23 protein-coding genes are annotated in these 26,700 nt (G+C 70.4%); 15 read left to right on the forward strand and 8 right to left on the reverse strand.

The window, feature by feature from the left end; all coding sequences use genetic code 11:
- The first annotated feature begins 14 nt into the window (after window positions 1-14).
- Entirely contained in the window at window positions 15-242 is a 228-nt protein-coding gene (locus ACGFIM_RS26735; RefSeq protein WP_393204976.1) for a hypothetical protein, read from the forward strand.
- Window positions 243-273: 31 nt separating this feature from the next.
- Here the strand turns inward: ACGFIM_RS26735 and ACGFIM_RS26740 are convergent, their stop codons facing one another.
- Window positions 274-933, reverse strand: coding sequence for a potassium channel family protein (locus ACGFIM_RS26740; protein ID WP_393204978.1), 660 nt, complete (start codon window positions 931-933; stop codon window positions 274-276).
- Complete coding sequence (locus ACGFIM_RS26745) at window positions 933-1,598, reverse strand: potassium channel family protein (protein WP_393204981.1); 666 nt, start codon at window positions 1,596-1,598, stop codon at window positions 933-935. Before ACGFIM_RS26745 ends, ACGFIM_RS26740 begins: the two co-directional genes overlap by 1 nt.
- 138 nt (window positions 1,599-1,736) lie before the next feature.
- Here ACGFIM_RS26745 and ACGFIM_RS26750 point away from each other — a divergent pair, with 138 nt between their 5' ends.
- Window positions 1,737-3,743 (forward strand): APC family permease, encoded by a 2,007-nt coding sequence (locus tag ACGFIM_RS26750; RefSeq protein WP_393205902.1) that lies wholly within the window; start codon window positions 1,737-1,739, stop codon window positions 3,741-3,743.
- Here ACGFIM_RS26750 and ACGFIM_RS26755 read toward each other — a convergent pair.
- A complete protein-coding gene (locus ACGFIM_RS26755; RefSeq protein WP_393204984.1) occupies window positions 3,736-5,361 on the reverse strand; it encodes an alpha/beta hydrolase in 1,626 nt (541 codons plus the stop codon). The genes ACGFIM_RS26750 and ACGFIM_RS26755 overlap by 8 nt on opposite strands.
- A gap of 65 nt (window positions 5,362-5,426) precedes the next feature.
- On the opposite strand from ACGFIM_RS26755, the gene ACGFIM_RS26760 reads away from it, so the two are divergent.
- Both ACGFIM_RS26760 and ACGFIM_RS26765 read left to right on the forward strand, forming a co-directional pair.
- Entirely contained in the window at window positions 5,427-6,680 is a 1,254-nt protein-coding gene (locus ACGFIM_RS26760; protein WP_393204987.1) for a class I SAM-dependent RNA methyltransferase, read from the forward strand.
- A 371-nt stretch (window positions 6,681-7,051) separates the two neighbouring features.
- Window positions 7,052-7,798: a CAP domain-containing protein gene (locus tag ACGFIM_RS26765; protein WP_393204990.1), complete on the forward strand. Its 747-nt coding sequence runs from the start codon at window positions 7,052-7,054 to the stop codon at window positions 7,796-7,798.
- A gap of 141 nt (window positions 7,799-7,939) precedes the next feature.
- Here ACGFIM_RS26765 and ACGFIM_RS26770 read toward each other — a convergent pair whose 3' ends face one another.
- Together ACGFIM_RS26770 and ACGFIM_RS26775 are read right to left on the reverse strand one after the other, a co-directional pair.
- Window positions 7,940-9,340, reverse strand: coding sequence for a sugar porter family MFS transporter (locus ACGFIM_RS26770; protein ID WP_393204993.1), 1,401 nt, complete (start codon window positions 9,338-9,340; stop codon window positions 7,940-7,942).
- 331 nt (window positions 9,341-9,671) lie between these two features.
- Window positions 9,672-10,589 carry an LLM class F420-dependent oxidoreductase gene (locus ACGFIM_RS26775; RefSeq protein WP_393204996.1) on the reverse strand — a complete coding sequence of 306 codons (918 nt, stop codon included), beginning with the start codon at window positions 10,587-10,589 and terminating at the stop codon, window positions 9,672-9,674.
- A 119-nt stretch (window positions 10,590-10,708) separates the two neighbouring features.
- Between ACGFIM_RS26775 and ACGFIM_RS26780 the strand changes: the two genes are divergently transcribed.
- From ACGFIM_RS26780 to ACGFIM_RS26795, 4 genes are read left to right on the forward strand one after another with little or no spacing between them, the layout of a single operon-like run.
- The gene (locus ACGFIM_RS26780) at window positions 10,709-11,911 is read left to right on the forward strand and encodes a hypothetical protein (protein ID WP_393204999.1); all 1,203 of its coding nucleotides are present in this window, start codon (window positions 10,709-10,711) and stop codon (window positions 11,909-11,911) included.
- A 57-nt stretch (window positions 11,912-11,968) separates the two neighbouring features.
- On the forward strand, window positions 11,969-13,084 hold the full coding sequence (locus tag ACGFIM_RS26785) for a sensor histidine kinase (protein WP_393205002.1): 1,116 nt from the start codon (window positions 11,969-11,971) through the stop codon (window positions 13,082-13,084).
- Window positions 13,081-14,220 (forward strand): sensor histidine kinase, encoded by a 1,140-nt coding sequence (locus tag ACGFIM_RS26790; protein ID WP_393205005.1) that lies wholly within the window; start codon window positions 13,081-13,083, stop codon window positions 14,218-14,220. Before ACGFIM_RS26785 ends, ACGFIM_RS26790 begins: the two co-directional genes overlap by 4 nt.
- Window positions 14,217-14,816: a response regulator transcription factor gene (locus ACGFIM_RS26795; protein WP_393205008.1), complete on the forward strand. Its 600-nt coding sequence runs from the start codon at window positions 14,217-14,219 to the stop codon at window positions 14,814-14,816. The genes ACGFIM_RS26790 and ACGFIM_RS26795 overlap by 4 nt, the downstream gene beginning before the upstream one ends.
- 68 nt (window positions 14,817-14,884) lie before the next feature.
- Here ACGFIM_RS26795 and ACGFIM_RS26800 read toward each other — a convergent pair whose 3' ends face one another.
- The gene (locus ACGFIM_RS26800) at window positions 14,885-15,343 is read right to left on the reverse strand and encodes a lamin tail domain-containing protein (RefSeq protein ID WP_393205011.1); all 459 of its coding nucleotides are present in this window, start codon (window positions 15,341-15,343) and stop codon (window positions 14,885-14,887) included.
- A gap of 431 nt (window positions 15,344-15,774) precedes the next feature.
- Between ACGFIM_RS26800 and ACGFIM_RS26805 the strand changes: the two genes are divergently transcribed.
- The 5 genes from ACGFIM_RS26805 (at window position 15,775) to ACGFIM_RS26825 (ending at window position 21,323) form a co-directional block, all read left to right on the forward strand.
- Window positions 15,775-17,532: an ABC transporter substrate-binding protein gene (locus tag ACGFIM_RS26805; protein WP_393205015.1), complete on the forward strand. Its 1,758-nt coding sequence runs from the start codon at window positions 15,775-15,777 to the stop codon at window positions 17,530-17,532.
- Between the two features lie 86 nt (window positions 17,533-17,618).
- A complete protein-coding gene (locus tag ACGFIM_RS26810) occupies window positions 17,619-18,614 on the forward strand; it encodes an ABC transporter permease (protein ID WP_393205018.1) in 996 nt (331 codons plus the stop codon).
- On the forward strand, window positions 18,611-19,495 hold the full coding sequence (locus tag ACGFIM_RS26815) for an ABC transporter permease (protein ID WP_393205021.1): 885 nt from the start codon (window positions 18,611-18,613) through the stop codon (window positions 19,493-19,495). The genes ACGFIM_RS26810 and ACGFIM_RS26815 overlap by 4 nt, the downstream gene beginning before the upstream one ends.
- Window positions 19,492-20,433, forward strand: coding sequence for an ABC transporter ATP-binding protein (locus tag ACGFIM_RS26820; protein WP_393205024.1), 942 nt, complete (start codon window positions 19,492-19,494; stop codon window positions 20,431-20,433). The genes ACGFIM_RS26815 and ACGFIM_RS26820 overlap by 4 nt, the downstream gene beginning before the upstream one ends.
- Window positions 20,433-21,323 (forward strand): ABC transporter ATP-binding protein, encoded by an 891-nt coding sequence (locus ACGFIM_RS26825; RefSeq protein WP_393205027.1) that lies wholly within the window; start codon window positions 20,433-20,435, stop codon window positions 21,321-21,323. Before ACGFIM_RS26820 ends, ACGFIM_RS26825 begins: the two co-directional genes overlap by 1 nt.
- Before the next feature lie 26 nt (window positions 21,324-21,349).
- Here ACGFIM_RS26825 and ACGFIM_RS26830 read toward each other — a convergent pair whose 3' ends face one another.
- Both ACGFIM_RS26830 and ACGFIM_RS26835 read right to left on the reverse strand, forming a co-directional pair.
- Window positions 21,350-21,901 carry a DUF1707 domain-containing protein gene (locus ACGFIM_RS26830; protein WP_393205030.1) on the reverse strand — a complete coding sequence of 184 codons (552 nt, stop codon included), beginning with the start codon at window positions 21,899-21,901 and terminating at the stop codon, window positions 21,350-21,352.
- Between the two features lie 5 nt (window positions 21,902-21,906).
- The gene (locus tag ACGFIM_RS26835; protein ID WP_393205033.1) at window positions 21,907-22,638 is read right to left on the reverse strand and encodes a PadR family transcriptional regulator; all 732 of its coding nucleotides are present in this window, start codon (window positions 22,636-22,638) and stop codon (window positions 21,907-21,909) included.
- A 333-nt stretch (window positions 22,639-22,971) separates the two neighbouring features.
- On the opposite strand from ACGFIM_RS26835, the gene ACGFIM_RS26840 reads away from it, so the two are divergent.
- Together ACGFIM_RS26840 and acnA are read left to right on the forward strand one after the other, a co-directional pair.
- Complete coding sequence (locus tag ACGFIM_RS26840) at window positions 22,972-23,700, forward strand: metal-dependent hydrolase (protein ID WP_393205036.1); 729 nt, start codon at window positions 22,972-22,974, stop codon at window positions 23,698-23,700.
- 143 nt (window positions 23,701-23,843) lie between these two features.
- On the forward strand, window positions 23,844-26,570 hold the full coding sequence (gene acnA / locus ACGFIM_RS26845; RefSeq protein ID WP_393205039.1) for an aconitate hydratase AcnA: 2,727 nt from the start codon (window positions 23,844-23,846) through the stop codon (window positions 26,568-26,570).
- The last annotated feature ends 130 nt before the right edge of the window (window positions 26,571-26,700 follow it).

Genomic DNA, 26,700 nt, shown 5'->3' on the forward strand with positions numbered 1-26,700 from the left:
GTCGGGGGACCGCCATGTACAGATGCCTCATCGCCGCCGTCACCATGACCGCGACCGCGCTGCTCCTCTCCGCCACGCCCGCGATCGCGGACGGCTTCTGGGGACCGAGCCGCGTGTGCGGGAAGGAGGTCACGGGCGTTCTCGATCTGAAGCCGCTCACGATCTGGAGCACTGACGGCGGGTGCGCGAAGGTGGTGTTCAAGCGCAAGCACCACCACCACAAGCACTTCCGCCTGTTCTGAGCGGCGGGCCCTGATCGAGGGCCCGCGCGGCTCAGTGCTGCGACAGGAGGTGGGCCAGCTCCTGCTCCACCTCCTGGTTGGCGACGAACAGCAGCTCGTCTCCCGCCTCCAGCGGGTCGTCGGCGGTCGGCACCAGCACGCGGCCCTCGCGCAGGATCGCCACCAGCGCCGAGTCGGCGGGCCACGGCACCGCGCCCGCCCGCTGCCCCACCACCGGCGCGTCCTCGGCCAGCGTGAGCTCGACCAGGTTGGCCTGCCCCTGGCGGAACGTCATCAGCCGCACCAGGTCGCCGACGCTCACCGCCTCCTCCACCAGGGCGCTGAGCAGGCGCGGCGTCGAGACCGCGACGTCGACGCCCCACGACTCGTTGAACAGCCACTCGTTGTTGGGGTGGTTGATGCGGGCGACCACCCGCGGCACGCCGTACTCGGTCTTGGCCAGCAGCGACACCACGAGGTTGACCTTGTCGTCACCGGAGGCGGCCACCACGACGTGGCAGTTGTTGAGCCCCGCCTCGTCGAGCGAGGCGATCTCGCAGGCGTCGGCGAGCAGCCACTCCGCCCGCGGCACGCTGTCGATCTTGATGGCGTGGGGGTCGCTGTCGATGAGCAGCACCTCGTGGCCGTTCTCCAGCAGCTCGGCCGCGATGGAGCGGCCCACGGCGCCGGCTCCGGCGATGGCGACGCGCATCACTCATCCCCTTCCGGTGCGGCGGCGAGCACCTTGTTGATGCGATCCATGTCCGACTCGGCGGCGATCACGTGGAGCACGTCGCCCTCCTGCACCACGGTCTCGGGGGAGATGGTCACGGCCTCGCCCATGCGGTTGATGAACGCGGCGCGGGTGCGGGCGCGCTCCTCCAGGTCGGTGACGCGGGTGCCGATCCACGCGGGGTTGACGACGACCTCGGCCAGGACGACGGTGCCGGTCGGGTCGCGCCACAGCGGCTCGGCGCCCTCGGGCAGGATGCGGCGCATGATCTGGTCGGCCGTCCAGCGGACGGTGGCCACGGTCGGGATGCCGAGCCGCTGGTAGACCTCGGCGCGACGGGGGTCGTAGATGCGGGCCACGACGTTGTCGACGCCGAAGGTCTCGCGGGCGACACGCGCGGAGATGATGTTGGAGTTGTCTCCGCTGGAGACCGCGACGTACGCGGCGGCGGACTCGATGCCGGCCTCGGTGAGCACGCCGCGATCGAACCCGATGCCGGTCACCCGGCGCCCGCGGAACCCGGCACGCAGCCGCCGGAACGCCTGCGGGTCGCGATCGATGATGGCCACGGAATGCCCGCTGTCTTCGAGGATGTGGGCAAGGGTCGATCCGACCCGGCCACACCCCATGATCACAATATGCATGTCCCCCCGCATCTACGCGGTCGGCCGGTTGCTCGACACCAGTATGGCCCTCGGGGGGAGCACCTCGGGCCGGGCACCTGCCTAGGGCTAGCATCTCGTTACGTGGCGAAGGTAACGGATCTTGTCAAACGCTTGCTCGTGGGGCGCGCCCTGCGCAGCGGGCAGCTCCACGAGCAACTTCTCCCGAAACGGATCGCGCTACCCGTCTTCGCGAGCGACGCCCTTTCGTCGGTCGCCTACGCGCCACAAGAGATTCTCGTCATCCTCTCCCTGGCGGGGGTCTCGTTCTATTCCTACAGCCCGTGGGTCGCCGCCGCGGTCGTGGTCGTGATGATCACGGTGGTGGCGTCGTACCGGCAGAACGTCCACGCCTACCCCAGCGGCGGCGGCGACTACGAGGTGGCCACCACGAACCTCGGCAGGAACGCCGGGCTCACCGTGGCCAGCGCCCTCATGGTCGACTACGTGCTGACCGTCGCGGTGTCCGTCGCCAACGGCGTCGACTACGTCGGCGCGACCCTGCCGTTCGTGGCCCAGCACAAGCCCGCCGTCGCCATCGCCATCGTCGTCCTGCTCACCATGGTCAACCTGCGCGGCGTCCGCGAGTCCGGCGCCGCCTTCGCCATCCCCACGTACGCGTTCATGGCCGCCATCCTGCTCCTGCTCGTCTGGGGCGGGTTCCGCACGCTGCTGCTGCACGAGCAGCTCGAGGCTCCGAGCGCGCACTTCACGGTACGGCCCGAGCAGACCGAGCTGACCGCCTTCGCCGCCGCGTTCCTGGTGCTGCGCGCGTTCTCGACCGGATGCGCGGCGCTGACCGGCGTCGAGGCCATCAGCAACGGCGTGCCCGCCTTCCGCAAGCCCAAGAGCAAGAACGCGGCCTCCACGCTGCTGATGATGGGCCTCATCGCGATCACCATGTTCAGCGGCATCGTCGCGCTCGGCCTGGCCTCGGGGGTGAAGTTCGCCGAGCCGTCGGTCGTGGCCGAGGACCTGCTCAAGCCGGACGGCACGCCGGTCGGCCCCGGCTACCACCAGCAGCCGATCATCGCCCAGGTGGCCGACGCGGTGTTCGGCGGCGGGTCGCTGCCGTTCGTGGTGATCTCGGCGGTGACGGCGCTGATCCTGTTCTTCGCCGCCAACACCGCGTTCAACGGCTTCCCGGTGCTCGGCTCGATCCTGGCCCAGGATCGCTTCCTGCCGCGCCAGCTGCACACCCGCGGCGACCGGCTGGCCTTCTCCAACGGCATCATCATCCTGGCGCTGGGCGCCTGCCTGCTGCTGTGGGGTTTCCAGGCCGACGTCAGCCGGCTGCTGAACCTCTACATCGTCGGCGTGTTCGTCTCGTTCACGCTCAGCCAGACCGGCATGGTCGTCCACTGGACCCGCCATCTGAAGACCGAGACCGATCCGGGCGTCCGCCATCAGATGCACCGCTCGCGGGTGATCAACTTCGTCGGCGCGGTCATGACCGGCCTCGTGCTGATCGTCGTGCTGCTGACGAAGTTCCTGGTCGGCGCGTGGATCGTGGTGATCGCGATGCCGGTGCTCTTCCTCATGATGAAGGGCATCAGGCGCCACTACGACAACGTGGCGGCCGAGCTGGAGATCACCGAGGACTACGACGCGTCCATGCTGCCCGCGCGCAACCACGCGATCGTCCTCGTCTCCAAGATCCACAAGCCGACCATGCGCGCGCTCGCCTACGCCCGCGCCACCCGGCCGTCCACGCTGGAGGCGGTCACGGTCGGCGTCGAGGGGGAGGAGGCGCGCAAGCTGCAGGAGGAGTGGGAGCGGCGCGGCATCCCGGTGCCGCTGAAGATGCTCGACTCGCCGTACCGGGAGATCACCCAGCCCGTCCTCGACTACGTCAAGACTCTGCGCAGGCGCTCGCCGCGCGACGTGGTGACGGTCTTCATCCCCGAGTACGTCGTCGGCCACTGGTGGGAGCACCTGCTGCACAACCAGAGCGCGCTGCGGCTGAAGGCGCGCCTGCTGTTCAAGCCCGGCGTCATGGTGACCAGCGTGCCCTGGCAGCTCCACTCCTCCGACCGGCTCATCGGCAGGCCGGAGCAGTACGCGCCGGGCGCGGTGCGGCGGCCGGGGAGCAGGACGCGGGGGGACCGGGAGAAGAGCCCTAGCTGAGCAGGGCGCGCAGCCGCCGGGTGTCGCCCGCGTCCCAGCCGGGCGGCGGGGCGACGGCGGCCCAGGCGTCCGCGATGTTCGCGCCGTAGCGGTGGCCGTGGCCCGCGGGCACCTCGAGCGCGGTCGTCATGTCCACCAGCACCTGCCAGAACGTCACCAGCGGAAACCAGTTCATCTCCGGGTTGACGCCGGGACCGCGCCTGCCCTCCAGCCAGGCGGGACGGTCGTAGATGAGCTCCGGCGACCACCACACGACCGGGTCGGTGGCGTTCTGCAGGTAGACCACGCGCGGGTGGCGCCACGGGGCCGCCGGCGTGGACAGGTCGCCGGGCTGCTGGGCGAACCTGGCCGTCTCGCCGTCGTCGTAGACCGGCCGCCACACGGGGCTCCCCGGCTCGCGCTCGCTCGTCAGGCGGTGCCAGATGCGGTTGGCGTTGGGCGGGCCCACGAACATCGCGCCGTCCGCCTTCGCCACGAGGTCGTCCAGGTCGCGGAAGCTCTCCTCCATCTGGTACGAGCCCAGGCTCTCGCCCGACAGCAGCAGCTTGGGCCGCTTGCCCGCGGGCAGCAGCGCCCACCGCGCGCGCACCGCGTCGAACAGCGCCCGCCCCGCGGCCGCCGCCCGATCCCGGTCGAGCAGGAACGACGCCCAGCTCGGCAGGTACGAGTACTGCATCGCGACCATGGCCGAGCTGCCGTTGTACATGTACTCCAGCGCGTCGGGGATGCGCGGATCGACCCATCCGGTGCCGGTGGTGCCCAGCACGGCCAGCACCCTGCGGCCGAACGCGCCCGTGCGCTCCAGCTCGCGCACCGCCAGGTCCGCCTGCGCGGTCAGCGACGAGGCGCTCTCCAGGCCGACGTACACCCTGATCGGCTGGACGGCGGGCTTGCCCGAGAAGGCCGACAGCTGCGACGGGGTGGCGGCCGATGCGGTGAAGCGGCGTCCCTCGCGGCCCAGCGACTCCCACGAGACGAGCGAGCCGGGGCCGCCGGAGACGTAGGCGGAGGTGGGCCTGCGCACGCCCGGGTGGGTGCCCTCGTTCGCCACGGAGGAGATGTCGTTGATCCGCGCCACGAACGCGTTGAACAGCACGTCGTTGGCGAACAAGGTGACCGCGAGGCCGATCGCGATCGCGCCGGCGACGTGGCCGAGGTAGGGCGGGACGAAGCGGTCGAGCCAGGCGTTGAGCTTCCGCCCGGCCAGCCGGACGAGCCTGGCCAGCAGCAGGGCGAGGAGGAAGAGCACGACCGTGAGCGCGAAGATCACCGGCGGGAACCAGGTGATGCGGGTGTCCATGCCCATGAGCGCCCGCAGGTCGCGCTGCCAGTCGTAGCTGTACCAGAGCGTCACCGCCGACAGCGCGGCGCAGCCCGCCAGCATGACCCGCCAGATGATGCGCCGCGCCCGCTCGGGCGGCCGGTAGCGGATCAGCGCCCGGCCGAGCGCCCCCAGCGCGGCGCCCACGGCGTAGCCGAGTATCGCGGTGACCGCGCCCATCACGCCTTGGTAGAACCACGGCCTGGGCAGCAGTGACGGCGTCAGCGATGCGCAGGCGAACAGCGTGCCCAGCAGAGTGCCGCCGAAGCCGAGCCTCCGCCGTACCACTCTGTCCATGAGCATCTACAGTAGGCGCTCGCACCAGGTCGGGACGCTGCGGGCCTGGGCATAGGCTGTCCCCTGTGGAACAGGCAACTCTCGAGCTGACGGTAGGTCCGGTCGCCCACGGCGGCTGGTGTGTGGCGCGCCATGAGGGGCGCGTCGTGTTCGTACGGCACGCGCTGCCGGGCGAGCGGGTGATCGCCGCCGTCACCGAGGAGACCTCCCGCTTCCTGCGGGCCGACGCGATCGAGGTCATCGAGGCCTCGCCCGATCGCGTGGTGCCGCCCTGCCCCTACGCGGGTCCCGGGCGCTGCGGCGGCTGCGACTGGCAGCACGCCACCCTCGACGCGCAGCGCAGGCTCAAGGCCCAGGTCGTGGCCGAGCAGCTGCGCCGGCTCGCGGGCATCGAGCGCGAGGTCGTCGTCGAGGAGGTGCCGGGGGCCAAGGACGGGCTCGGCTGGCGCACGCGCGTGCAGTTCGCCGCCACCCCGTCCGGCGAGCTGGGCTTCCGCAAGCACCGCTCACACGACATCCAGGTGGTCGACGCCTGCCTGATCGCCCACCCCGAGGTGGAGGCCGTGGGCGCGCAGGACCACCGGTGGCCGGGCGCCGCCGTGGTCGAGGTCATCGCCTCGTCGGGCGGCCAGCGCGCCGTCGTGGTCGCGCCCAGGCCGCGCCGCAGCGTGCCCGTGCCCGAGCTCGACGCGCCCGCCTCCATCCTGCTCGACCAGGGCAGGGGCCGCACGGTCGCGCGGCGCGGCTCGGGGGTGCTGCACGAGCAGGTGGGCGACCGCGAGTTCCGGGTGGCGGGCAGCGGCTTCTGGCAGGTGCACCCGGGGGCGGCCGAGACGCTGCTCGACGCGGTGCTCGCCTACGCCGCGCCGGAGCCGGGGGAGTGGGCGCTCGACCTCTACTGCGGGGTGGGACTGTTCGCCGCGGGTCTCGCCGAGGCCGTGGGCCCCGAGGGCGCGGTGTTCGGGCTGGAGTCGGAGGCGGCCGCCGTCCGCGACGCCCGCGCCAACCTGCGCGACCTGCCGCAGGCGCGCGTCGAGCGCGGCCGGGTCGAGGAGGCGCTCGACCGTTTCCAGATCGAGCGGGCCGACGTCGTCGTGGTGGACCCGCCGCGCGCCGGGCTCGGCCGCGAGGTGGTCGAGCGGGTCAGCGCGCTGGAGCCCTCGCGCATCGTGTACGTCTCCTGCGACCCCGCCACGCTCGCCCGCGACCTGGCCTGGTTCCGCGACCGCGGCTATCCCCTGTCCGACCTGCGGGCCTTCGACGCCTTTCCGATGACCCACCACGTGGAGTGCGTGGCGCTGCTCGTGCGCGAGAGCTGATCGTTGGTACGAAGAGCGCCGCGTCGATGTGACGCAGATCTCAATGCACGATCTCACGGCCCTCGCGCCTTCTGGCGCGAGGGTCGATTCGTCCGTGCCCATAGGGGATTCGGTACGGCCGGATGGACCTGTACAGACGCCTCACGGTTCACTTTGGTTTACCGGTTTTCGTGCCGAATGTCTCCGTTCGGATGACAAATCGGTATCGGTCCCGACAGAATGCGGTGCCATCCAGCGTCTACCGCAACTGGAGGAAACCCCCTATGCGTAGACCCCTTGGGGTACTCGCCGCAGCCGTCAGCCTGGCAGCGATCGCCACGCCACTCAGCGCGGCGTCGGCTTCCGCGGCCACGGAGGCGGCACGGTGCCGCGTGAGCGTGGCCAAACCGCGCGTCACCGAGGCACTGAAGATCCAGTCCCGGGCGGTCCGCAGCGGCTGCTCCGACGACGCGCTCCTGCGCATCCGCATCAAGCGGGCCGTTCCCGGCCGTGACCCGGTCGTCAAGAGCGGCGCCACCAGGACCGGCCGCATCACGCTCGCGCTGCCCTGCAAGGCGGGTACGTATTACGCGGTCGCCACCGACTACCGGGGGCGCACCGCGAAGTCCAAGGCGGTCAAGCTCACCTGCACCCCCGCCACCGGCACCCCGGCTCCCGCGCCCACCAAGCCCGGCACCCCGCCGGCGAACCCCGGCACGCCGCCGCCCGCCAACGGCAGCGGCACCGTCGGCACCGCCGAGGAGAACGAGGTCGTCCGCCTGGTCAACGCCGAGCGCGCCAAGGGCGGCTGCAAGCCGCTCAAGCACGACGCGCAGCTCCACGCCGCCGCGTACGGCCACTCCGCCGACATGGCCGCGAAGAACTACTTCGACCACACCTCCAAGGACGGCCGCTCGTTCATGGACCGTATCCGGGCGGCCGGCTTCACCGGCGGCAACGCCTGGGCCGAGAACATCGCCATGGGCCAGCGCACGCCCGCCGAGGTGATGAAGTCCTGGATGAACAGCTCCGGGCACCGCGCCAACATCATGAACTGCCGGTACACGCTCATCGGCGTCGGCGCGGCCAAGAACTCCAAGGGCCAGATCTACTGGACCCAGGACTTCGCCGCCCGCTGATCCCCCGCACCACGGCCTCGCCAGGAGGGCCGGCGGCGCTCGTGGCGGGGAAGGGGAGGCCGCGCCTCCACCCTTCCCCGCCACGACGCGAAGCCCTCCGCCGGTCGGAGCGGGGCGCCCGTCCTGCGGGGAGGGCGCGGCTCAGCCCATCTCTTCGAGCTTGCGTCCCTTGGTCTCCTTGACCCACTTGCCGACGAACAGGAACGACAGGGCCGCGAACAGCGCGTACATGGCGTACGTGAGCGGCAGGTTCCACTCGGCGAGCGCCGGGAACGTCACCGTGATCGCCCAGTTGGCGATCCACTGGGCCGCGGCGGCGACGCCCAGGGCGGCGGCGCGGATGCGGTTCGGGAACATCTCGCCGAGCAGCACCCAGACCACGACACCCCACGACAGCGCGAAGAACAGCACGAACACGTTGGCCGCGACGAGCGCGATCGCACCCTGCGGATCCGGCAGCGAGACCGACTCGCCCTCGCCCTGCGCGAAGCTGAACGCCCACGCGGCCGTGGCCAGCGAGATCGCCATGCCGGCCGAGCCGATCAGCAGCAGCGGCTTGCGCCCGATCTTGTCCACCAGCGAGATCGCGATGAACGTGCCGATGATGTTGATGATCGAGCTGGAGAAGCTGATCAGCAGCGAGTCGCTCTGGTTGATGCCGACCGACTGCCACAGCACGGACGAGTAGTAGAAGATCACGTTGATGCCGACGAACTGCTGGAAGACGGAGAGCGCGATGCCGATCCAGACGATCGGCAGCAGTCCCAGCGCCTTGCCGCGCAGGTCCTTCAGCCCGGGAACGCGTTCTGTGCGCAGCACGTGCTGGATCTCCGCGATGCGCTCGTCGAGGTCGGTGTCCTCACTTTCGATCTCGGCCAGTACCTGGCGGGCCCGGGCCGTACGTCCCGACATGACGAGATAGCGCGGCGACTCGGGGATGGTCGAGGCGAACAGCAGGAACAGCAGCGCCGGCACCAGGCAGGCGCCCAGCATCCACTGCCATGCCTGCAGCATCCAGATGTGGTTGTTCACATCGTCGCCCGCCACCCGCGCGAACACGTAGTTGACCAGCTGCGAGACCGCGATGCCGAGCACGATGGCGAGCTGCTGGAACGAGCCCAGCCTGCCCCGGTAGGCGGGCGGGGCCACCTCCGCGATGTACGCGGGCCCCAGCACCGACGCCATGCCGATCGCAAAGCCCGCGACCACCCGCCAGAACGCCAGGTCGTACACCGAGAACGGCAGCATCTGCCCGATCGAGCTGACCGAGAACAGCAGCGCCGCGACCTGCATGGACCGCGTACGCCCCCACCTGTCGGCCAGCCCGCCGCCCGCCCAGGCGCCCATGGCGGACCCCAGCAGCGCGATCGCCACCACGAAGCCGATCTCGACCGGACCCACCTGGAAGTAGCGCTGGATCCCGACGACCGCGCCGTTGATGACGGAACTGTCGTAACCGAAGAGGAACCCACCGATGGCCGCCGCCGCGGTGATGAAGACCACGTGCCCCAAGTGCTCATGATGGGTGTATCGAGTAGCCATGCAGGTCCTTCCCCCTGAATGGTCCCGAACTACCCTCTGATCACCGACGTATTCGGAGCGCGATCAGAACGGGCCCGCGGCGGCGCGCGGCAGGGCCGGAGATGCCGTGCACGCCGGGCGGGCGGCCGCGCGGAAACGGACGCGTGCGTGCCCTGAGAGCGGAAGGACGCGGGGGCGGCTCCCGCACCCGCTCGGGGACGCGCGCGGGAGTGACACCACACCATGACGAGCGCCGGCGGCGCGCTCACGGGCACGGAAGACCGCCACGGGCAGCGGATCGATCACCGGGCACGTGAGGGGCGCCGGGCACGGGGAATCCGGCCGCCGGCCGTTACGAGACGTGCGGCAGCACCTCGGCGGCGATCAGCTCCAGGTGCTCCAGGTCATGCAGGTCGAGAATCTGCAGGTAGAGCCGCTCGGCACCCAGCTCGGCGAACGTGCCGATCTTCTCCAGCACCTCGCCAGGGGTGCCGCCGAGCCCGGCTTCACGCAGCTTGTCGGGGTTCTCGCCGATGGCCGCGCACCGGCGCTCGTACTCGGCCTTGTCGGCGCCGACGACGGTGGTCTGCGCCGCGGACAGCCGCACGCTGCGCCCGGTCGCCTCGCACGCCTTCCGCACGCGGTCGAACGCCTCGCCGGTCTCGGCCGGCGAGCGGAACGGCACGTTGTACTCGTCGGCGTACGCGGCCACCAGCCGCGGCGTGCGCTTGGCCCCGGTGCCGCCGATGATCACCGGCGGGCGCGGGCGCTGGGCCGGCTTGGGCAGCGCGGGAGAGTCGGCCAGGCGGTAGTAGCTCCCCTCGAAGGAGTACGACTTCTCCGCCGTCCACAGACCGGTGATGATCTCCAGCTGCTCCTCGAAGCGGCCGAACCGCTCGTTGACGGGCGGGAACGGGATGCCGTACGCCGAGTGCTCCTGGTCGTACCAGCCGGTGCCGAAGCCCAGCTCGACCCGGCCGCCGCTCATCTGATCGACCTGCGCCACGCTGATGGCGAGCGGGCCGGGCAGCCGGAACGTGGCCGGCGAGACCAGCGTGCCCAGCCGGATGGTGGAGGTCTCGCGGGCCAGGCCGGCAAGGGTGATCCAGGCGTCGGTGGAGCCGGGACCCGGGTCGCCGGGACCGATGCGCTGGTAATGGTCGGACCGGAAGAACGCGTCGAAGCCCAGCCGCTCGCTGGTCTGGGCCACGGAGAGCAGGTCGTCATAGGTGGCGCCCTGCTGGGGCTCGGTGAAGATCCGCAGCTTCATGACCACATTATCCGCACACAACGGACGTGAACCGGAAAAGGGCCGCGCCACGCCGTACGTGCTTGCTAACGTTCAGCGGCAGCGACGAATCGTAGCCGAACGACCACACGGGGTTGCCCATGTCTCGGCACAGGAGGGAGCCGGGCACGCTCCCGCGCCCGCTCGCCGTTCTCGGGGCGATCGCCCTGGCCGCCGGCACCGCCGCGGCGATCCGCATGCTCCCGGCGGACGCGGAGCCGCGGCCCGCCCGCCCGCCGGCCGCCAAGCCGGTCGCCACCCAGGTCGAGCGGCAGCCCCGGAAGGAGCCGTTCACGGGGTTCGTGGCCTTCGCCGACGCCGCCCGCTCGCCCGCGCTCGACCTGGCGGCCGGCTCCCGCCGCACCGGCGTCCGCTACTACGCGCTCGGCCACGTCGTGGCGGCCACCGGCGCCTGCGCCCCCGCCTGGGCGCCCGCTCCCACCGGCTCCGGCGCCACCCTGCCCCCGATCGCCATCCCGGACGCGCCGCGCGAGGCCGCCGGCTCGGCGGCGACTCCCGGCGGCGAGCCGGATGCGGCCTCCGGCGGCGCATCGCGGGCGGACTCCGGCGGGACGGCGGCGACCCCGACCGGGCGGGCCGGCGTGCCGGAGAGCGGCCGCACCGGGCGTCAGGGGAAGGGCTCGGGCGGCCTGGCGGAGCGCGTGCGCAGGCTGCGCGCGGCGGGCGGGGACGCGATGCCGGTGTTCGGCGGCCCGCGCGGCGTGGACCTGGCCGCCTCCTGCACACGGCCGGGCGCGCTCGCCGCCGCCTACCGCCGCGTCCTGCGGGCGTTCGACGCCACCGCCGCCGACTTCGAGATCCGCGACAGCGCCGACCGCGCCGCCGTGCTGCGCAGGGCCCGCGCCATCGCGGCCGTGCAGCGCGAGCGGCCGCTGCGGGTCAGCTTCACGCTCCCGCTGGGCCGCGACGGCCTGTCGGCGCAGGACGTCGCCATGCTGCGGGCCACCCGCAAGGCGGGCGCGCAGGTGAGCACGGTCAACCTGCTGGCCCCCATCGAGCCGCGCGCCACGTCGCCGGGCGGCCGGCTGGACCTGGTGGCGGTGCGGGTGCACAAGGCGGCGGGCCGGCTCGCCCAGGTCCACGGCCTGCCGGGCGCGGACGAGGCGTACCCGCTCCTCGCGCTCACCCCGTTGCCGGCGAGCGCGGACGACCTCACCGTCCAGGACGCGTGGCGGCTGGTCGCGTACGCCACCCGCCACCGCCTGGCCTGGCTGTCGGTGCGTGGAACCCCCCTGAAACCGGGCGTAGCGCGCGTTCTTTGGCATACACCGTCTAATAGATAAGATTTCGCTGACCTGGGAGGTTCCCGGGGGACTGTCGGGCAGCAGGGGAGGGACGTGATGAGCGCACGTCCCGAGACCGCGAAGAAGATCCTGCTGTACTGGATGGACGGCAGCATCGTGCTGCTCTGCCTGGCCTTCGCCGTTTCCACGGCGGCCGCCATGGCCGAAGGCTCGCTCGACGTCCTGCGCGGGGCGGCGACCTTGGTGCTCCTGGTGCCGTACGCCGTGCTCTTCGCCCTCGTCCTGCACGACGGCTTCGACGAGCCACGCAAGCCCACCCTCAAGCTGATGGTGTCGGCCCTGCTGGGCGTCGCGCTGCTCGTGCTCATCCCCCGCGAGGCCGTGAGCGGCGGCATGTGGGTGGACACCGCGACGCTCTGGCTGTCGCTGGCGGCGCTCTACCTCCGGCCGCGCAACACGTTCCTGCTGGCGGCGGTGGTCGTCGCGGCGATCACCGGCTACGTGGTGCTGGTCACCGGCAGTGCGTGGCCCGGCGTGCTGCTCGGCACGGCGCTGGCGGCCGCGGCGGTGATCGCGGCCATGCTGGTGTGGCGGTGGCTGTGGTGGGTGATCAGGGACGCCCACCGGGGCAGGGAGGCCAGGGCCAGGCTCGCGGTGGCCGAGGAGCGGCTGCGCTTCGCCCGCGACCTGCACGACCTGCTCGGCCACAGCCTGTCGGTCATCACGCTGAAGAGCGAGCTGGCCGCCAAACTCGCCACCAAGGACCCCGGCAGGGCCGAGACCGAGATGGCGGAGGTGCGCGCGCTCGCCGTCGATTCGCTGTTCGAGGTGCAGCAGGCCGTGCACGGCTACCAGACGCTCGACCTGGACGAGGAGCTGGCGGGCGTGCGGGCGGCGCTGGAGGCGGCCGGCGCCACCTGCGTGATCGAGGCCAGGACCGACAACCTGTCGCCGGCCGCGCGGACGCTGCTGGCCTGGGCCGTGCGCGAGGGCGGCACGAACGTCCTCAAGCACAGCGCGGCCACGCGCTGCGTGATCAAGATCGACGCGGGTGTGCTGGAGATGGTGAACGACGGAGTGACGGCATCTCCGGCGCAGGCCGGCAGCGGCCTGCGCGGCCTGTCGGAGCGGCTGGTCGCGGCGGGCGGCTCGTTCACCGCCCGGCCCACCCCTGACGGCGGGTTCGTGCTGCGGGCGGTGGTGCCGGCGTGAACGCCATCGGCCGCATCACGAACGTCATCGACCGCGTGAAGAACGCGGACCGGCTGACCAAGGTCCGCTGGCTGATCGTCTACTGCACCGACATCATCCTGATCATCCCCTGCATCGGCTACGTCGTCTTCTACCTGCTCCTGGACGAGGGCATGTGGTGGCCGCCGGTCGTGCTCGGCGCGGTGGCGCTGACGGTCTTCATCGCGCTCGGCACCCGGCCGTACCGGATCGCCGTCAGCGGCGGGCCGCGGCCCACCGCCATCCTGGTGGTGACCGGGGTGATCGCGGCCGGGCTGGCGCTGGGCTTCGTGCACGTGTGGGTCCTGGCCACGTGGCTGGCACTGATGACGCCGTTCGTCCGCAGGCGCACGCTGCTGATGTTGATCGCGGCGTCACTGGTGGCGATCCCCGCGTATGCCTGGCTGCGCGGCGTGGACGTGGGCACCGCGCTGCCGCTGATCCTGACGCAGATCCTCTTCACCGGGGTCTCGGTGGGCGGGGTGTGGGCCAACCTCTGGCTGTGGCGGCTCACCGAGGAGGCGTACGACGGGCAGGAGGCGATGGCCAGGCTGGCGGTTTCGGAGGAGCGGCTGCGCTTCGCCCGCGACCTCAACGACCTGCTCGGGCAGAGCCTCACCGACGTGGCCCGCAGGACCGAGCACGCCCAGCGGACGCTGCAGACGGACAAGGAGGCGGCGGCGGCCGAGATGTTCGAGGTGCGCGACCTGGCCAGGCGCTCGCTGCGCGAGGTGCGCACGGTCGTGCAGAACTACCGGGCCGTCGATCTCGACGAGGTGCTGGCCAGCGTGCGCGCGGTACTGGAGGCGGCCGACGTGCGCTGCACGGTGCGCGCCGACACCGCGAACCTGACGCCCGAGGCCCGCACGCTGCTCGCCAACGTCGTCCGCGAGGGCGCCACGAACGTGCTCAAGCACAGCAAAGCCGAACGTTGCACGATCACGATCCAGGATGGGGTGCTGGAGATGTCCAACGACGGGGTGACGGGGCCGGTCGGCGAGCACGCGCCGAACGGCCTGGCCGGGCTGGCGCAGCGGCTGCGCGCGGCGGGCGGCACCCTGGAGGCCGCGCCCGACCAGGGCGGCCGTTACCTGCTGCGGGCGGCGGTGCCGGCATGACCACGCGCGTGCTGCTCGCCGACGACGAGCATCTGATCCGCGGCGCCATCGCGGCCCTGCTCGACCTGGAGGACGGCATCGAGGTGGTGGCGCAGGTCGGCCGGGGCGACGAAGTGGTGGCGGCGGTCGAGAAGCACCGCCCCGACGTGGCGGTGCTCGACATCGAGATGCCCGGTATGGACGGTCTCACCGCGGCCGAGCAGATCAGCTCCCAGTGCAAGATCGTCATTCTGACCAGCCTGGGCAGGCCCGGCTACCTGCGCCGGGCGATGGCCGCGGGGGTGAGCGGCTTCCTCGGCAAGGACGCCTCGGCGGAGGAGCTGGCGATGGCCATCCGCAAGGTGCAGTCGGGCGGCCGCTACCTGGACGCCGAGCTGGCCGCCGCCGCGATGGCCGCGGGCGACAGCCCGCTGACCGAGCGGGAGCGGGACGCGCTGCGGCTGGCGGCCGACGGCGCCACGATCGCGCGTATCGCCGCCGAGCTGCACCTCACCGAGGGCACCGTGCGCAACTACCTGTCGAGCGCGATGACGAAGCTGAACGCCCAGAACCGGCTGGAGGCCATCCGCACCGCCCAGCGCATGGGCTGGCTCTGACGCCTCCATCGGGGAAGGCCGGCCGCGCCGGTGGGGAAGACCCGGCGCGGCTCAGCGGCCGGCGGGGCTCAGCAATCGACGGAGGCGGACCTGCTGTCGGCCCGGTAGGAGCAGGAGTCGATCTGCCGGCCCTTCCTGTCGAGCAGGTAGGCGGTGTCCTCGTCGTTGTTCCACACGTAGTGCTTGCGGTTCCAGTAGACGACGGCGGCGCCGTCGTCGCCCGGCCCGGTGCGCAGGGTGACGCGCTTCTTAGCGCGTAAGACGACCTTGCCGAAGGTGTACGTCGAGCCGCTCTTGTCGCGTACCTTCCACCCCTTGAGGTTGACGGCACGCCTGCCGGTGTTGAGCAGCGTGATGTACTCGGCGTTCAGCGACTCCTTGGTGCGCAGGTCGGGGCCGGGGGAGTCGTAGAAGATCTTCAGGATCCGTACGGGGCGCGGGGCGGTCTGCGCGGCGGCCGGCGGGGCGGCGCCGGCGGCCAGCGTGACGGCGGAGACGAGCGCGGCGACAGCGGGGGCGACTCTCACCAAACAGGTCCTCTCATCGTTGATCAGGATGAAGCGGCCGAGAGAGGACGGCGGAGCGGCGCCGGTGGTTGGCACGCTCGCGAGATTCGGTCGGCCCGACGGTATTGAACCGGTCAACCGGAAGGGGTCGTTCACACCTGATCCGGCGGCGTCTCCGGCGATGAGAGCGTTTGCGTCGGCACATCTCGAAACCGTCACGGCTATTGACGGAGCGGACACGCGGATTTTACGTTCGCGGTACTTATCCGGTTCAGCAGCCCCCTCCGGGGCCGCTTCTACTGAAGAGTGCACCGCTCCCGGGCTGTCCGACGGGAGCGATCTTTAGCACCCGGATGGGAGCGCTCCCAGACAGCGTTTCCTGACGGGCGACTCGGGGTCTCTGACAGGACGTGCATACCTTCGCGCCGCCGCGCGGAGTAAGGAGAGAGACGATGCGTAACCGGGCTCGGATGATGATCCCGCTCGTCGCGGCGGGACTGCTCGCCGCGGCCTGCACCGGAGGCGGAGGCACGCCCGCCCCCTCCGTCCCCCAGGAGCAGAGCCAGGGAGCGGTGGCCGACGCCAACCCCGACCAGCTCCCGCGCAACGAGACCCTCTACACCACGGGCACGCAGTGGGGACCGCCGGCCAACTACAACCCGATCAGGGAGTGGGACTCCGCGGTCGGCACCAAGGGCCTGGTCTACGAAACGCTCTTCCACTACGACACCAACGCCGCCAAGCTCGTCCCCTGGCTGGCCGAGAGCGGCTCGTGGACCGACGACACCACCTACGAGCTGAAGGTCCGCCAGGGCGTCAAGTGGTCCGACGGGCAGCCGTTCACCGCCAAGGACGTCGTCTTCTCCTTCGAGCTCGGCAAGATGGAGACGATCCCCTACCACCAGCTCTGGGACTGGCTGAAGTCGGCCGAGGCGGTGGACGACCAGACGGTGAAGTTCACCTTCTCCAAGGCCAACTACCAGCAGTGGGACTACATGCTCTACAGCCGGTCCATGGTCCCCGAGCACATCTGGAAGGACCGCTCCGAGGAGGAGGTGCTCGACGGCACCAACGACAACCCGGTCGCCACGGGCGCCTACACGTTCCTGAGCAAGGACCAGGACCGCGTGGTGCTGCAGCGGCGCGACGACTGGTGGGGCAAGACGGCGCTCAACATGGAGCCCAAGCCGCGCTACATCGTCGACATCGCCACCCCGAGCAACGAGGTCGCGATGGGCATGCTGCTGCAGAAGGGCCTCGACCTCAGCAACAACTTCCTGCCCGGCGTGGCCAACCTGGTCAAGGGCGACTTCGGGCTGACGACGTACTACAACGAGCCGCCGTACATGCTGTCGGCCAACACCGCCTGGCTGGTGCCCAACACCACCAAGAAGCCGATGGACGACCCCGCCTTCCGCAAAGCGCTGGCCACCTCCATCGACGTCGGCAAGATCGTCGAGAGCGTCTACGGCAACCTCGTCAACGCCGCCGATCCCACCGGCCTGCTGCCGCAGTGGGAGCAGTTCATCGACAAGGACGTGGTGGCGAAGTCGGGCTTCAGCTTCGACACCGGCAAGGCCAAGCAGCTCCTCGCCGACGCCGGATACAAGGACACCGACGGCGACGGCTTCGTGGAGAACAAGGACGGCTCCAAGATCGACCTGACCATCATCGTGCCGTCCGGCTGGACCGACTGGATGGAGGCGGCCCGGTCGATCTCCGCCAGCGCCAAGAGCGCGGGCATCCAGATCACGCCGGAGTTCCCCGACTTCAACGCGCTGGTCGAGCAGCGCGCCAAGGGCGACTTCGACCTGCTCATCAACAACGAGCGGGGGCTGTCCAACAGCCCGTACACCTACTACGAGTACATCTTCCAGCTCCCCATCAGGAAGCAGCAGAACACCGTCAACTTCGCCCGGTACGAGAACAAGAAGGCCTGGGACCTCGTCCAGCAGCTCGACCACGTGAAGACCGACGACATCCCCGGCATGCAGAAGATCATCTCCCAGCTCCAGCAGATCCACCTGGACGACCTGCCGGTGATCCCGCTCTGGTACAACGGCCTGTGGGCGCAGCACAGCACCGCCGTGTGGAAGAACTGGCCGTCGTCGGCCGAAGGCGCGCCCAAGACCGGCGCCGTGCTCTGGCGCAACTGGCTGGAGCTCGGCGGCTTCGAGACGCTCACCCAGCTCCAGCCCGCCGGCTCGTGACGAGCTGACCGACAGAACCTCCCCTGCTCCTCCGCCTCCGCCCCCTCCTCGCGGCGGCGGAGGGGCCGCTCTGGAGACACATACCTGTGCGTCGTTACTTCGGCAGGAAACTGCTCATCTACGGACTGACCTTCTTCGTCGCCGTCACGGTCAACTGGATGATCCCGCGCTTCATGCCGGGCGACCCGGTCGCGAGCATGGTCGCGCGGGCCAACGTCACCAAGCCCGAGGCCGTCGAGGCCATGCGGGCCTACTACACGAACCTCTTCGGTCTCGACCAGCCGCTCTGGCAGCAGTACGTCAACTTCTGGGGCACGCTGCTGCGCGGCGACTTCGGGGTGAGCATCTGGCTGTTCCCCACCCCGGTCGCCGACGTCATCACCCAGGCGGTGCCGTACACGCTGGGACTGATCGTCCCGTCGGTGCTGCTCAGCTGGGTGGCAGGCAACCGGTTCGGCGCGTACGCCGCCCGCCGCAAGCTGCTCGACAACACCGTGCTCCCCGTCGGCTACGTGCTGACCGCCATGCCCTACATGTGGCTGGCGGTGCTGCTGGCCTGGGGCTTCGGCGTGCTGCTCGGCTGGTTCCCGGTGGCCGGCGGCTACAGCTTCTCGATGCGGCCCACCTGGTCGTGGGCGTTCGTGGTCGATCTGCTGCACCACTGGGCGCTGCCGTTCCTGTCGCTGTTCCTGGTGGCGCTGGGCGGCTGGGCCATCGGCATGCGCAACATGATCATCTACGAACTCGAATCCGACTACTCCAACTACCTCGCGGCGCTCGGCGCGCCCAGCAGGCTCATCCGCCGCTACGCCTTCCGCAACGCGGTGCTGCCCCAGGTCACCGGCCTGGCCCTGCAGCTCGGCACGCTGGTGGCGGGCGCGCTCGTCACCGAGATCGTCTTCGCGTATCCGGGGCTCGGCAGCCTCATTCTCAAGGCGATCCAGAACAAGGACTTCTTCCTGCTGCAGGGCACGTTCCTGTTCATCGTGCTCGGCGTGCTGATCGCCAACTTCATCATCGACATCGTCTACGTCGTGGTCGATCCGCGGACCAGGGCGGGAATGGCGGGTGCCCAGGCATGAGCGTGATCCAGGACGTCGCGCCGCACGAACCGGCCGGCGTGCGGCGCGAGGCGCTGCACTTCGCGGTGCGCAACGCCAAGCTCGTGGCCGGCTTCGGCATCGTGGCCGCGCTGCTGCTGCTCGGCCTGCTGGGGCCGCTGCTGGTGAGCGGCAATCCCAACGACTACGGCCCGCAGCCGATGAGCCCGCCGAGCGGCGAGCACTGGCTCGGCACCACCACGTTCGGGCAGGACGTGTTCCTGCAGTTCGTGCACGGTCTGCGGGCCACCTTCGTGGTGGGGGTGATCGGCGGCGGCATCGCCGCGGTCATCGGCATGGCCGTCGGGTTCGCGGCCGGCTACCGCGGCGGCGTCATCGACGAGGTCCTCAACATGCTGACCAACGTCGTGCTGGTCATCCCCACCCTCGCCGTGCTGCTCATCATCAACGCCTACCTGGGCATCCGCAGCGTGGCCGTGCAGGGCCTGTTCATCGGGCTCACGCAGTGGCCGTGGGCGGCGCGGGCGATCAGGGCGCAGACGTTCTCGCTGCGCACCAGGGAGTTCGTGGATCTGGCCAGGATGAGCGGCGCGGGCACCTGGCGGATCATCGCCAGGGAGATCGCGCCGAACATGAGCTCCTACCTGTTCATGACGTTCATCCTGCTGTTCGGCGGCTCGGTGCTGATCGGCTCCTCGCTCGACTTCATCGGGCTCGGCCCCACGGAGGGCGTCTCGCTCGGGCTGATGCTGCAGAACGCCCACCAATGGAGCGCGCTGCAACTCGGCATGTGGTGGTGGTTCGTGCCGCCGGGAGCGGCCATCACCGCCATCGTGGGCGCCCTGTACGTGGCCAACGTCGGCCTCGACGAGGTCTTCAACCCGAAGCTGAGGGAGACATGAGCCTGCAGGTCAGCGAGCTGAAGGTGTACTACAGGACGCTCAGGGGCGACGTGCGCGCGCTCGACGGCATGACCTTCGAGCTGCGCGACGGCGAGATCCTCGGCCTGGTCGGCGAGTCCGGCTGCGGCAAGAGCACGCTCGGCAAGTCGCTCATCCGCATGGACGGCCGCATGCGCCGCGTCGGCGGCACGGTCGTGCTCGACGGCCGCGAGCTGCCCATCGACGACGACCGCAGGATGAACGAGTTCCGCTTCCACGAGGTCTCGCTCATCCCGCAGTACGCCATGAGCGCGCTCAACCCCACCCGCAAGATCCGCAAGATGGTCACCGAGCTGCTCGCCTCGCGCGGCGTCACCCTCGACCTGGCCGAGCTGGAACGCCGCATGGACCAGGTGGGGCTGCCCCGCGAGGTGCTCGACCGCTACCCGATCGAGCTGTCGGGCGGCATGAAGCAGCGCATGGTGATGGTCATCTCGACGCTGCTGGACCCGTCCCTGCTGATCGCCGACGAGGTCACCTCCGCGCTCGACGTCTCCACGCAGAAGGCCGTCACGCGCGCCCTGCTCGGCTTCCGGGACAGCGGCTACGTCAAGAGCATGATCTTCGTCACGCACGACCTCGCGCTCACCCACCACCTCGCCGACACGATCATGGTCATGTACGCCGGCCGCCTGGCCGAGAAGGCGCCGTCCGACGTGATCGTGAAGTCGCCGCGGCACCCGTACACGAAGCTGCTGCTCGAATCGCTGCCCGAGGTCGGCGTGCGCTACGCCGACCGGCGGCTGGAAGGCATCGCCGGCGCACCGCCGTCGCTGCTCGATCCGCCCGCGGGCTGCCGGTTCCGCGACCGGTGCCCGATCGCGGGCGAGGAGTGCGCCGAGGATCCGCCGGTGGCCGAGCTCGCCCCGAACCACCACGTAGCCTGCTGGAAGGCCTGATGCTGACACTGCGCGAGGTCACCAAGGAGTACAAGGTCGGCGCGTTCGGCGGTAAGACCGTCGCGGCCGTCAAGGGCGTGAGCTTCGACGTCGTGCCCGGCGAGGTCGTCTCCCTGATCGGGGAGAGCGGCAGCGGCAAGAGCACGATCGGCCGGATGATCCTCGGGCTCCACCCCGTCACCAGCGGCACGATCACCTTCGACGGGCGGCCGGTGCGGGCGGGCAAGGATTACTACCGGCACGTGCAGGGGATCTTCCAGGACCCGTTCAGCTCGTTCAACCCGGTGTTCAAGGCGGACCGGGTGTTCGCGATGATCAAGGAGGCGTACTACCCGGACGTGCCCGCCGCCGAGTGGGCCGAGCGGGTCGAGACGTCGCTGCGCGACGTGCGGCTCAACCCCGCCCAGGTGCTGGGGAAGTACCCGCACCAGCTCAGCGGCGGGCAGCTGCAGCGGCTGCTCATCGCCCGCGCGCTGCTGCTCGACATCAAGCTGCTGGTCGCCGACGAGATCACCAGCATGCTCGACGCCTCCACCCGCATCGACGTGCTCAACCTGCTGGCCGAGCTCAAGACCAGGGGACTCGGCGTGCTCTACATCACCCACGACCTGTCGCTCGGCACTTATCTGGCCGAGCGGACGGTGGTGCTGCGCCGGGGCCGGGTGGCCGAGATGGGGCCGACCGACGAGGTGTTCGGCGACCCGCTGCATCCGTACACGCGCGAGCTGCTGTCGGCGGTGCCGCGCCTGCACGAGTCGTGGGACGACGCGGCGCCGGTCGAGTCCTGCCTTTACCACGACAAGGGCGGCACGGGCGGCCTGCTTGAGGCCGCGCCGGGGCACTTCGTGGCCTGCTCCGCCCTTCCGTCCTGCCCCTCCGGGGAGGTGTAGGCGGGCCTCCCGCCGGCGGGGCCGTGTCAGCCGCGGTGGTGGAAGCGCCGGTGCGCCAGGCTGAAGACCAGCGCGCCCAGCCAGATCACGAGCAGCACCTTGAAGACGCCGAAGCCGCCGAAGATCAGGCTGAGGAACAGCAGCACGGTCAGCATCGGCACCAGCGGGTGCGGCCCGCGCCGGTGGCGGCGCATGTGCCCGTGCCAGCCCCGCATGTGGTGGCGCATGTCCCGGTGGGCGTGGCGCATGGCCTCCATCTGCCGCCGGTGCGCGTGCATGGCGGCCTGCCAGTCGCCCATCGCGTACGGGCTCGGCTCCTGGTAGGCGGGCTCGTGGGCCGACGGCCGGCCGCCTGGCAGGTCGGCCGTCACCTCGGCGAGCTCGCGGGCGGTCTTGGCGGCCAGTGTGCGGTCGAGGCGCTCGTCGAGCTCCTCGCGGGTGAGCCTGCCCTGCGCGAAGTGCTCGCGCAGGTCGGCCATGGTCCGCTCGCGTTCGGCGTCGCCGATGCGGAGATCTCTGGGGTCCATGACGGTTGCCTCGCTCTCTCCGTACCGGCTGTCCTGCGCGGCGCCGGCCATCGTTCTCACTCCTCGCCCGGGTCGTCCGCCAGGATCTGGTAGAGCTTGCGCCGGGTCTCAACCAGAGTCTTACGCGCTTCCCGGATTTGTGCGTCGTTTCCGGTCTGGAGAATCTGCATCATCGCGAACGCCGACTGCCGGGCGATGTGCCACAGATCGGCGGTGTTGTCGTCGATGTCGGGGCGCATTTCGTCCCACGGCGCGCGGACCTCGTCGGCGTGCGCCTCGATGTAGTCGCGCCCTTCCTGGGTGAGCCGGAAGGTCTTGCGGCCCTCGTTCTCCTCCGAGATCACCAGGCCCTCGTCGGTGAGCTGCTGCAGCGCCGGGTAGACGGCGCCGGGGCTGGGCTTCCAGCCGCCCTCGCTGCGCTCGGCGATCTCCTGGATGATCTGGTAGCCGTTGCGCGGCTCTTCGGCGAGCAGGGCCAGGATCGCGGCGCGCACGTCGCCCCGCTTGGCCTTGCGGCCGCGGCCGCCGCTCCAGCCGCGCCCGCCCCACGGGGGTCCGCCCCAGGGGCCGCGCCCGAAGTCGAACGGGAACGGGCCGCCCCTGCCGCGGTGCCGGTGCTCGCGCGGCCCCCCGTGGGGCGGGCCGTGGTGGGGGCCGTGGTGCGGACCGCCCTTGTGCCTGCCGAGCTGCTCGAACGCGTCGGCCATCGCCTGCAACGCCTCGCGGGCCGCGCGCTTGTAGTCGTGACCGCCGAACCAGGCCTCGCCTGCCGCCATGTGGTGAGTCATCGTTCCTCCATCTATCGTGACTCAGTCTCGATGCGTCAAAGATATATCGAGAACATGTCGATGAACAAGTCACGGAGAGGTGTGAGCCACATCACGAAAAAGTTGCGGAATCCGGGAACAGGATCCGGGGAGCCGTCGTTGAACCCAGCAGACGAGGTCGTTCCGCGTCGGCAGGGCTGGGGGGTGCTGTCGCCGCGGAGACGACCTCGTCTGCGTTTTCCGGGCATTTCAGGCCGGTTTTCCCGGCGTCGAGGACGCCTCCGCGTCACCCTCCGCTTACCGCTCGGCATGGGCGGACGCGTAAAGAACGGCTTTGCCGTACAGTCCCGGATCATGATGGGGCACACGCACGCGATGACCGGGGCCATCGCATGGCTGGGGCTGGCGCCGCCGCTCGCCGCGCTCCCGCTGCTGAACGAGTCCACCCGGTGGGTCGAGACCGGCATCATGGCCACCGCGCTCACCCCCGCCGAGCTGATCGCCGGCGCCATCATCTGCGCCGGGGCGGCCATGCTGCCCGACCTCGACCATCCCAGCGCGACCATCGCGCAGACGTTCGGGCCGATCACATGGGCGCTCAGCAAGCTCGTCAACTGGATCAGCGGCGGGCACCGAGGGGCCACCCACTCGCTGCTGTTCGCGGTCGGGCTCGGATTCGGGGCGCACTGGCTGGCCAACACCTATCCGCTCGGGCGCGACATCATGGTCATCCTGCTCATCGGGCTCTCCCTGCGGGCCATCGGCGTCGGCATCCCGGGCAACAAACTCGGCTCCGCGATGATCAACATCGGCATGACCGCCGGCCTGTACGCGGTCTTCCTCTCGCTCGACGTCGAATACGCCTGGCTGGGCCTGGCCGTCGGCGTCGGCTGCTTCATCCACGTCGTGGGCGACTGCCTGACGGAACGGGGCTGCCCGGTGCTCTGGCCGCTGGGGGTCACGTTCGTGCTGCCGTGGAAGATCGGCATCAAGACCGGCAGGAAGTTCGAGCAGAAGATCCTGGCTCCGGTCCTGTCCGTCGTCATCGTCGGCCTGCTCTTCTGGCGGCTTGCACCTGTTTAACTTGATGTCGAGATATTCTGTAGATATCTTGATGTCGAGACATCCGCCGCGGCCTGCGAGTAAGGCGCACCTAACGTGCTGTCCGCTTCCGCAGTGCGGCAGGATTCTGTCTGAACACCTGTCTATGGAGGAGGCGAATCATCGTGTCCGCGAACAGCTTCGGCAGCCGTGACACGCTCCGCGTCGGCGACGCGTCATATGAGATCTTCCGGCTGGATGCCGTCGAGGGCGCCGCACGTCTCCCGTACAGCCTGAAGATCCTGCTGGAGAACCTCCTCCGCACCGAGGACGGCGCCAACATCACCGCCGACCACATCCGGGCGCTGGGCAACTGGGACCCGAACGCGGCCCCGAGCGTGGAGATCCAGTTCACGCCCGCCCGCGTCATCATGCAGGACTTCACCGGCGTGCCCTGCGTCGTCGACCTCGCCACCATGCGCGAGGCCGTACGCGACCTCGGCGGCGACCCGTCGCGCATCAACCCGCTGGCGCCCGCCGAGATGGTCATCGACCACTCCGTCATCGTCGACTACTTCGGCCACCCCGACGCCTTCCAGCGCAACGTCGAGCGCGAGTACGAGCGCAACCGCGAGCGTTACCAGTTCCTGCGCTGGGGCCAGACCGCCTTCGACGAGTTCAAGGTCGTGCCGCCCGGCACCGGCATCGTCCACCAGGTCAACATCGAGCACCTCGCGCGCGTCGTCATGACCCGCGACGGCAAGGCCTACCCCGACACCTGCGTCGGCACCGACTCCCACACCACGATGGAGAACGGCATCGGCGTGCTCGGCTGGGGCGTCGGCGGCATCGAGGCCGAGGCCGCCATGCTCGGCCAGCCGATCTCCATGCTCATCCCGCGCGTCGTCGGCTTCAAGCTCAGCGGCAAGCTGCCCGCCGGCGCCACCGCCACCGACCTCGTGCTGACGATCACCGAGATCCTGCGCAAGCACGGCGTCGTCGGCAAGTTCGTCGAGTTCTACGGCGAGGGCGTCTCCTCGGTGCCGGTGGCCGACCGCGCCACCATCGGCAACATGAGCCCCGAGTTCGGCTCCACCTGCGCCATCTTCCCGATCGACGGCCAGACCATCGACTACCTGCGCCTGACCGGCCGCTCCGAGGAGCAGATCGCCCTCGTCGAGGCGTACGCCAAGGCTCAGGGCCTGTGGCTCGACCCGTCCGCGCCCGAGCCGGTCTTCTCCGAGTACATCGAGCTCGACCTGAGCACCGTCGTGCCGTCCATCGCCGGCCCCAAGCGCCCGCAGGACCGCATCGAGCTGTCGGCCGCCAAGGAGGCCTGGCGCCGCGACGTCCGCAACTACGTCACCGACGACGTCGACGAGGCCGTCGAGGAGAGCTTCCCCGCCTCCGACGCGCCCGCCTCCAACGCCACCGCCAACGCCCGGCCCCACAAGCCGGTCCCGGTGACGCTCGCCGACGGCACGTCGTTCGAGATCGACCACGGCATCGTCTCCATCGCCGCGATCACCTCCTGCACCAACACCTCCAACCCGTACGTCATGCTCGGTGCGGCCCTGCTGGCCCGCAACGCCGTGGAGAAGGGCCTCACCCGCAAGCCGTGGGTCAAGACCTCCCTGGCTCCCGGCTCGCAGGTCGTCACCGGCTACTTCGAGCGCTCCGGGCTCCAGCCGTACCTCGACAAGATCGGCTTCAACCTCGTCGGCTACGGCTGCACCACCTGCATCGGCAACTCCGGGCCGCTGCTCCCCGAGATCAGCGAGGCCATCCAGGCCAACGACCTGGCCGTCACCGCCGTGCTGTCGGGCAACCGGAACTTCGAAGGCCGCATCAACCCCGACGTCAAGATGAACTACCTGGCCTCGCCGCCGCTCGTCGTGGCGTACGCGCTGGCCGGTACCATGGACATCGACCTCAACACCGAGCCGCTCGGCATCGGCAACGACGGCGAGCCGGTCTACCTGCGCGACATCTGGCCGTCGCCGGAAGAGGTCGCCGCCGTGGTCAACTCCTCGATCGGCCGCGACATGTTCGAGCGCGACTACGCCGACGTGTTCAAGGGCGACGACCACTGGCGCTCGCTGCCGGTCCCGACCGGCGACACCTTCGAGTGGGACCCCGACTCCACCTACGTCCGCAAGGCCCCGTACTTCGACGGCATGCCGGAGAAGCCGGAGCCCGTGCGCGACATCCACGGCGCCCGCGTGCTCGTCAAGGTCGGCGACTCCGTCACCACCGACCACATCTCGCCCGCCGGCGCCATCAAGGTCGGCACCCCCGCCGCCCAGTACCTCCAGGCCAACGGCGTCGAGGTGAAGGACTTCAACTCCTACGGCTCGCGGCGCGGCAACCACGAGGTGATGATCCGCGGCACGTTCGCCAACATCCGCCTGCGCAACCAGATCGCGCCCGGCACCGAAGGCGGCTACACCCGCGACTTCACCCAGCCCGACGGGCCCGTGACGTTCATCTACGACGCCTCGGTCAACTACGCCGCCGCCGGCATCCCGCTGGTCGTCCTGGCCGGCAAGGAGTACGGCTCCGGCTCCTCCCGCGACTGGGCCGCCAAGGGCACCGCGCTGCTCGGCGTCCGCGCCGTCATCGCCGAGTCGTACGAGCGCATCCACCGCTCCAACCTCATCGGCATGGGCGTGCTGCCGCTGCAGTTCCCCGAGGGCGCCTCGGCCGCCTCGCTCGGCCTGACCGGCGAGGAGACCTTCGACATCACCGGCGTCGAGGAGCTCAACAAGGGCGGCATCCCGCGCACCGTGCACGTCAAGGCCGGCGACGTCGAGTTCGACGCGATCGTCCGCATCGACACGCCGGGCGAGGCCGACTACTACCGGCACGGCGGCATCATGCAGTACGTCCTGCGCTCCCTGCTCGCCAAGTGACCCGGCCGGGTGCGGCCCGCGGCCGGTTGACCACCGTGCCCGCGGGCCGCACTCGCCTGCCTTCCCTCTTTCCGGGCTCGCTGCTCTTTCCAGCGCTCGTCGCTCTTCGCGGGCCGCGCGCTGCCACGAG

The organism is Nonomuraea sp. NPDC049309, from assembly GCF_043196965.1.
In the GTDB taxonomy this organism is placed as follows: Bacteria; Actinomycetota; Actinomycetes; order Streptosporangiales; family Streptosporangiaceae; genus Nonomuraea; species Nonomuraea fastidiosa.

What these genes read in the sequence shown, in the direction of transcription:
- ACGFIM_RS26780 (WP_393204999.1), top strand. Translation starts at nt 10,709, where the DNA reads ATGTCTCGGCACAGGAGGGAGCCGGGCACGCTCCCGCGCCCGCTCGCC.
- ACGFIM_RS26740 (WP_393204978.1), bottom strand. Translation starts at nt 933, where the DNA reads ATGCGCGTCGCCATCGCCGGAGCCGGCGCCGTGGGCCGCTCCATCGCG.
- ACGFIM_RS26770 (WP_393204993.1), bottom strand. Translation starts at nt 9,340, where the DNA reads ATGGCTACTCGATACACCCATCATGAGCACTTGGGGCACGTGGTCTTC.
- ACGFIM_RS26745 (WP_393204981.1), bottom strand. Translation starts at nt 1,598, where the DNA reads ATGCATATTGTGATCATGGGGTGTGGCCGGGTCGGATCGACCCTTGCC.
- ACGFIM_RS26735 (WP_393204976.1), top strand. Translation starts at nt 15, where the DNA reads ATGTACAGATGCCTCATCGCCGCCGTCACCATGACCGCGACCGCGCTG.
- ACGFIM_RS26840 (WP_393205036.1), top strand. Translation starts at nt 22,972, where the DNA reads ATGATGGGGCACACGCACGCGATGACCGGGGCCATCGCATGGCTGGGG.
- ACGFIM_RS26830 (WP_393205030.1), bottom strand. Translation starts at nt 21,901, where the DNA reads ATGGCCGGCGCCGCGCAGGACAGCCGGTACGGAGAGAGCGAGGCAACC.
- ACGFIM_RS26785 (WP_393205002.1), top strand. Translation starts at nt 11,969, where the DNA reads ATGAGCGCACGTCCCGAGACCGCGAAGAAGATCCTGCTGTACTGGATG.
- ACGFIM_RS26755 (WP_393204984.1), bottom strand. Translation starts at nt 5,361, where the DNA reads ATGGACAGAGTGGTACGGCGGAGGCTCGGCTTCGGCGGCACTCTGCTG.
- ACGFIM_RS26820 (WP_393205024.1), top strand. Translation starts at nt 19,492, where the DNA reads ATGAGCCTGCAGGTCAGCGAGCTGAAGGTGTACTACAGGACGCTCAGG.
- ACGFIM_RS26775 (WP_393204996.1), bottom strand. Translation starts at nt 10,589, where the DNA reads ATGAAGCTGCGGATCTTCACCGAGCCCCAGCAGGGCGCCACCTATGAC.
- ACGFIM_RS26815 (WP_393205021.1), top strand. Translation starts at nt 18,611, where the DNA reads ATGAGCGTGATCCAGGACGTCGCGCCGCACGAACCGGCCGGCGTGCGG.
- ACGFIM_RS26805 (WP_393205015.1), top strand. Translation starts at nt 15,775, where the DNA reads ATGCGTAACCGGGCTCGGATGATGATCCCGCTCGTCGCGGCGGGACTG.
- ACGFIM_RS26795 (WP_393205008.1), top strand. Translation starts at nt 14,217, where the DNA reads ATGACCACGCGCGTGCTGCTCGCCGACGACGAGCATCTGATCCGCGGC.
- ACGFIM_RS26825 (WP_393205027.1), top strand. Translation starts at nt 20,433, where the DNA reads ATGCTGACACTGCGCGAGGTCACCAAGGAGTACAAGGTCGGCGCGTTC.
- ACGFIM_RS26835 (WP_393205033.1), bottom strand. Translation starts at nt 22,638, where the DNA reads ATGACTCACCACATGGCGGCAGGCGAGGCCTGGTTCGGCGGTCACGAC.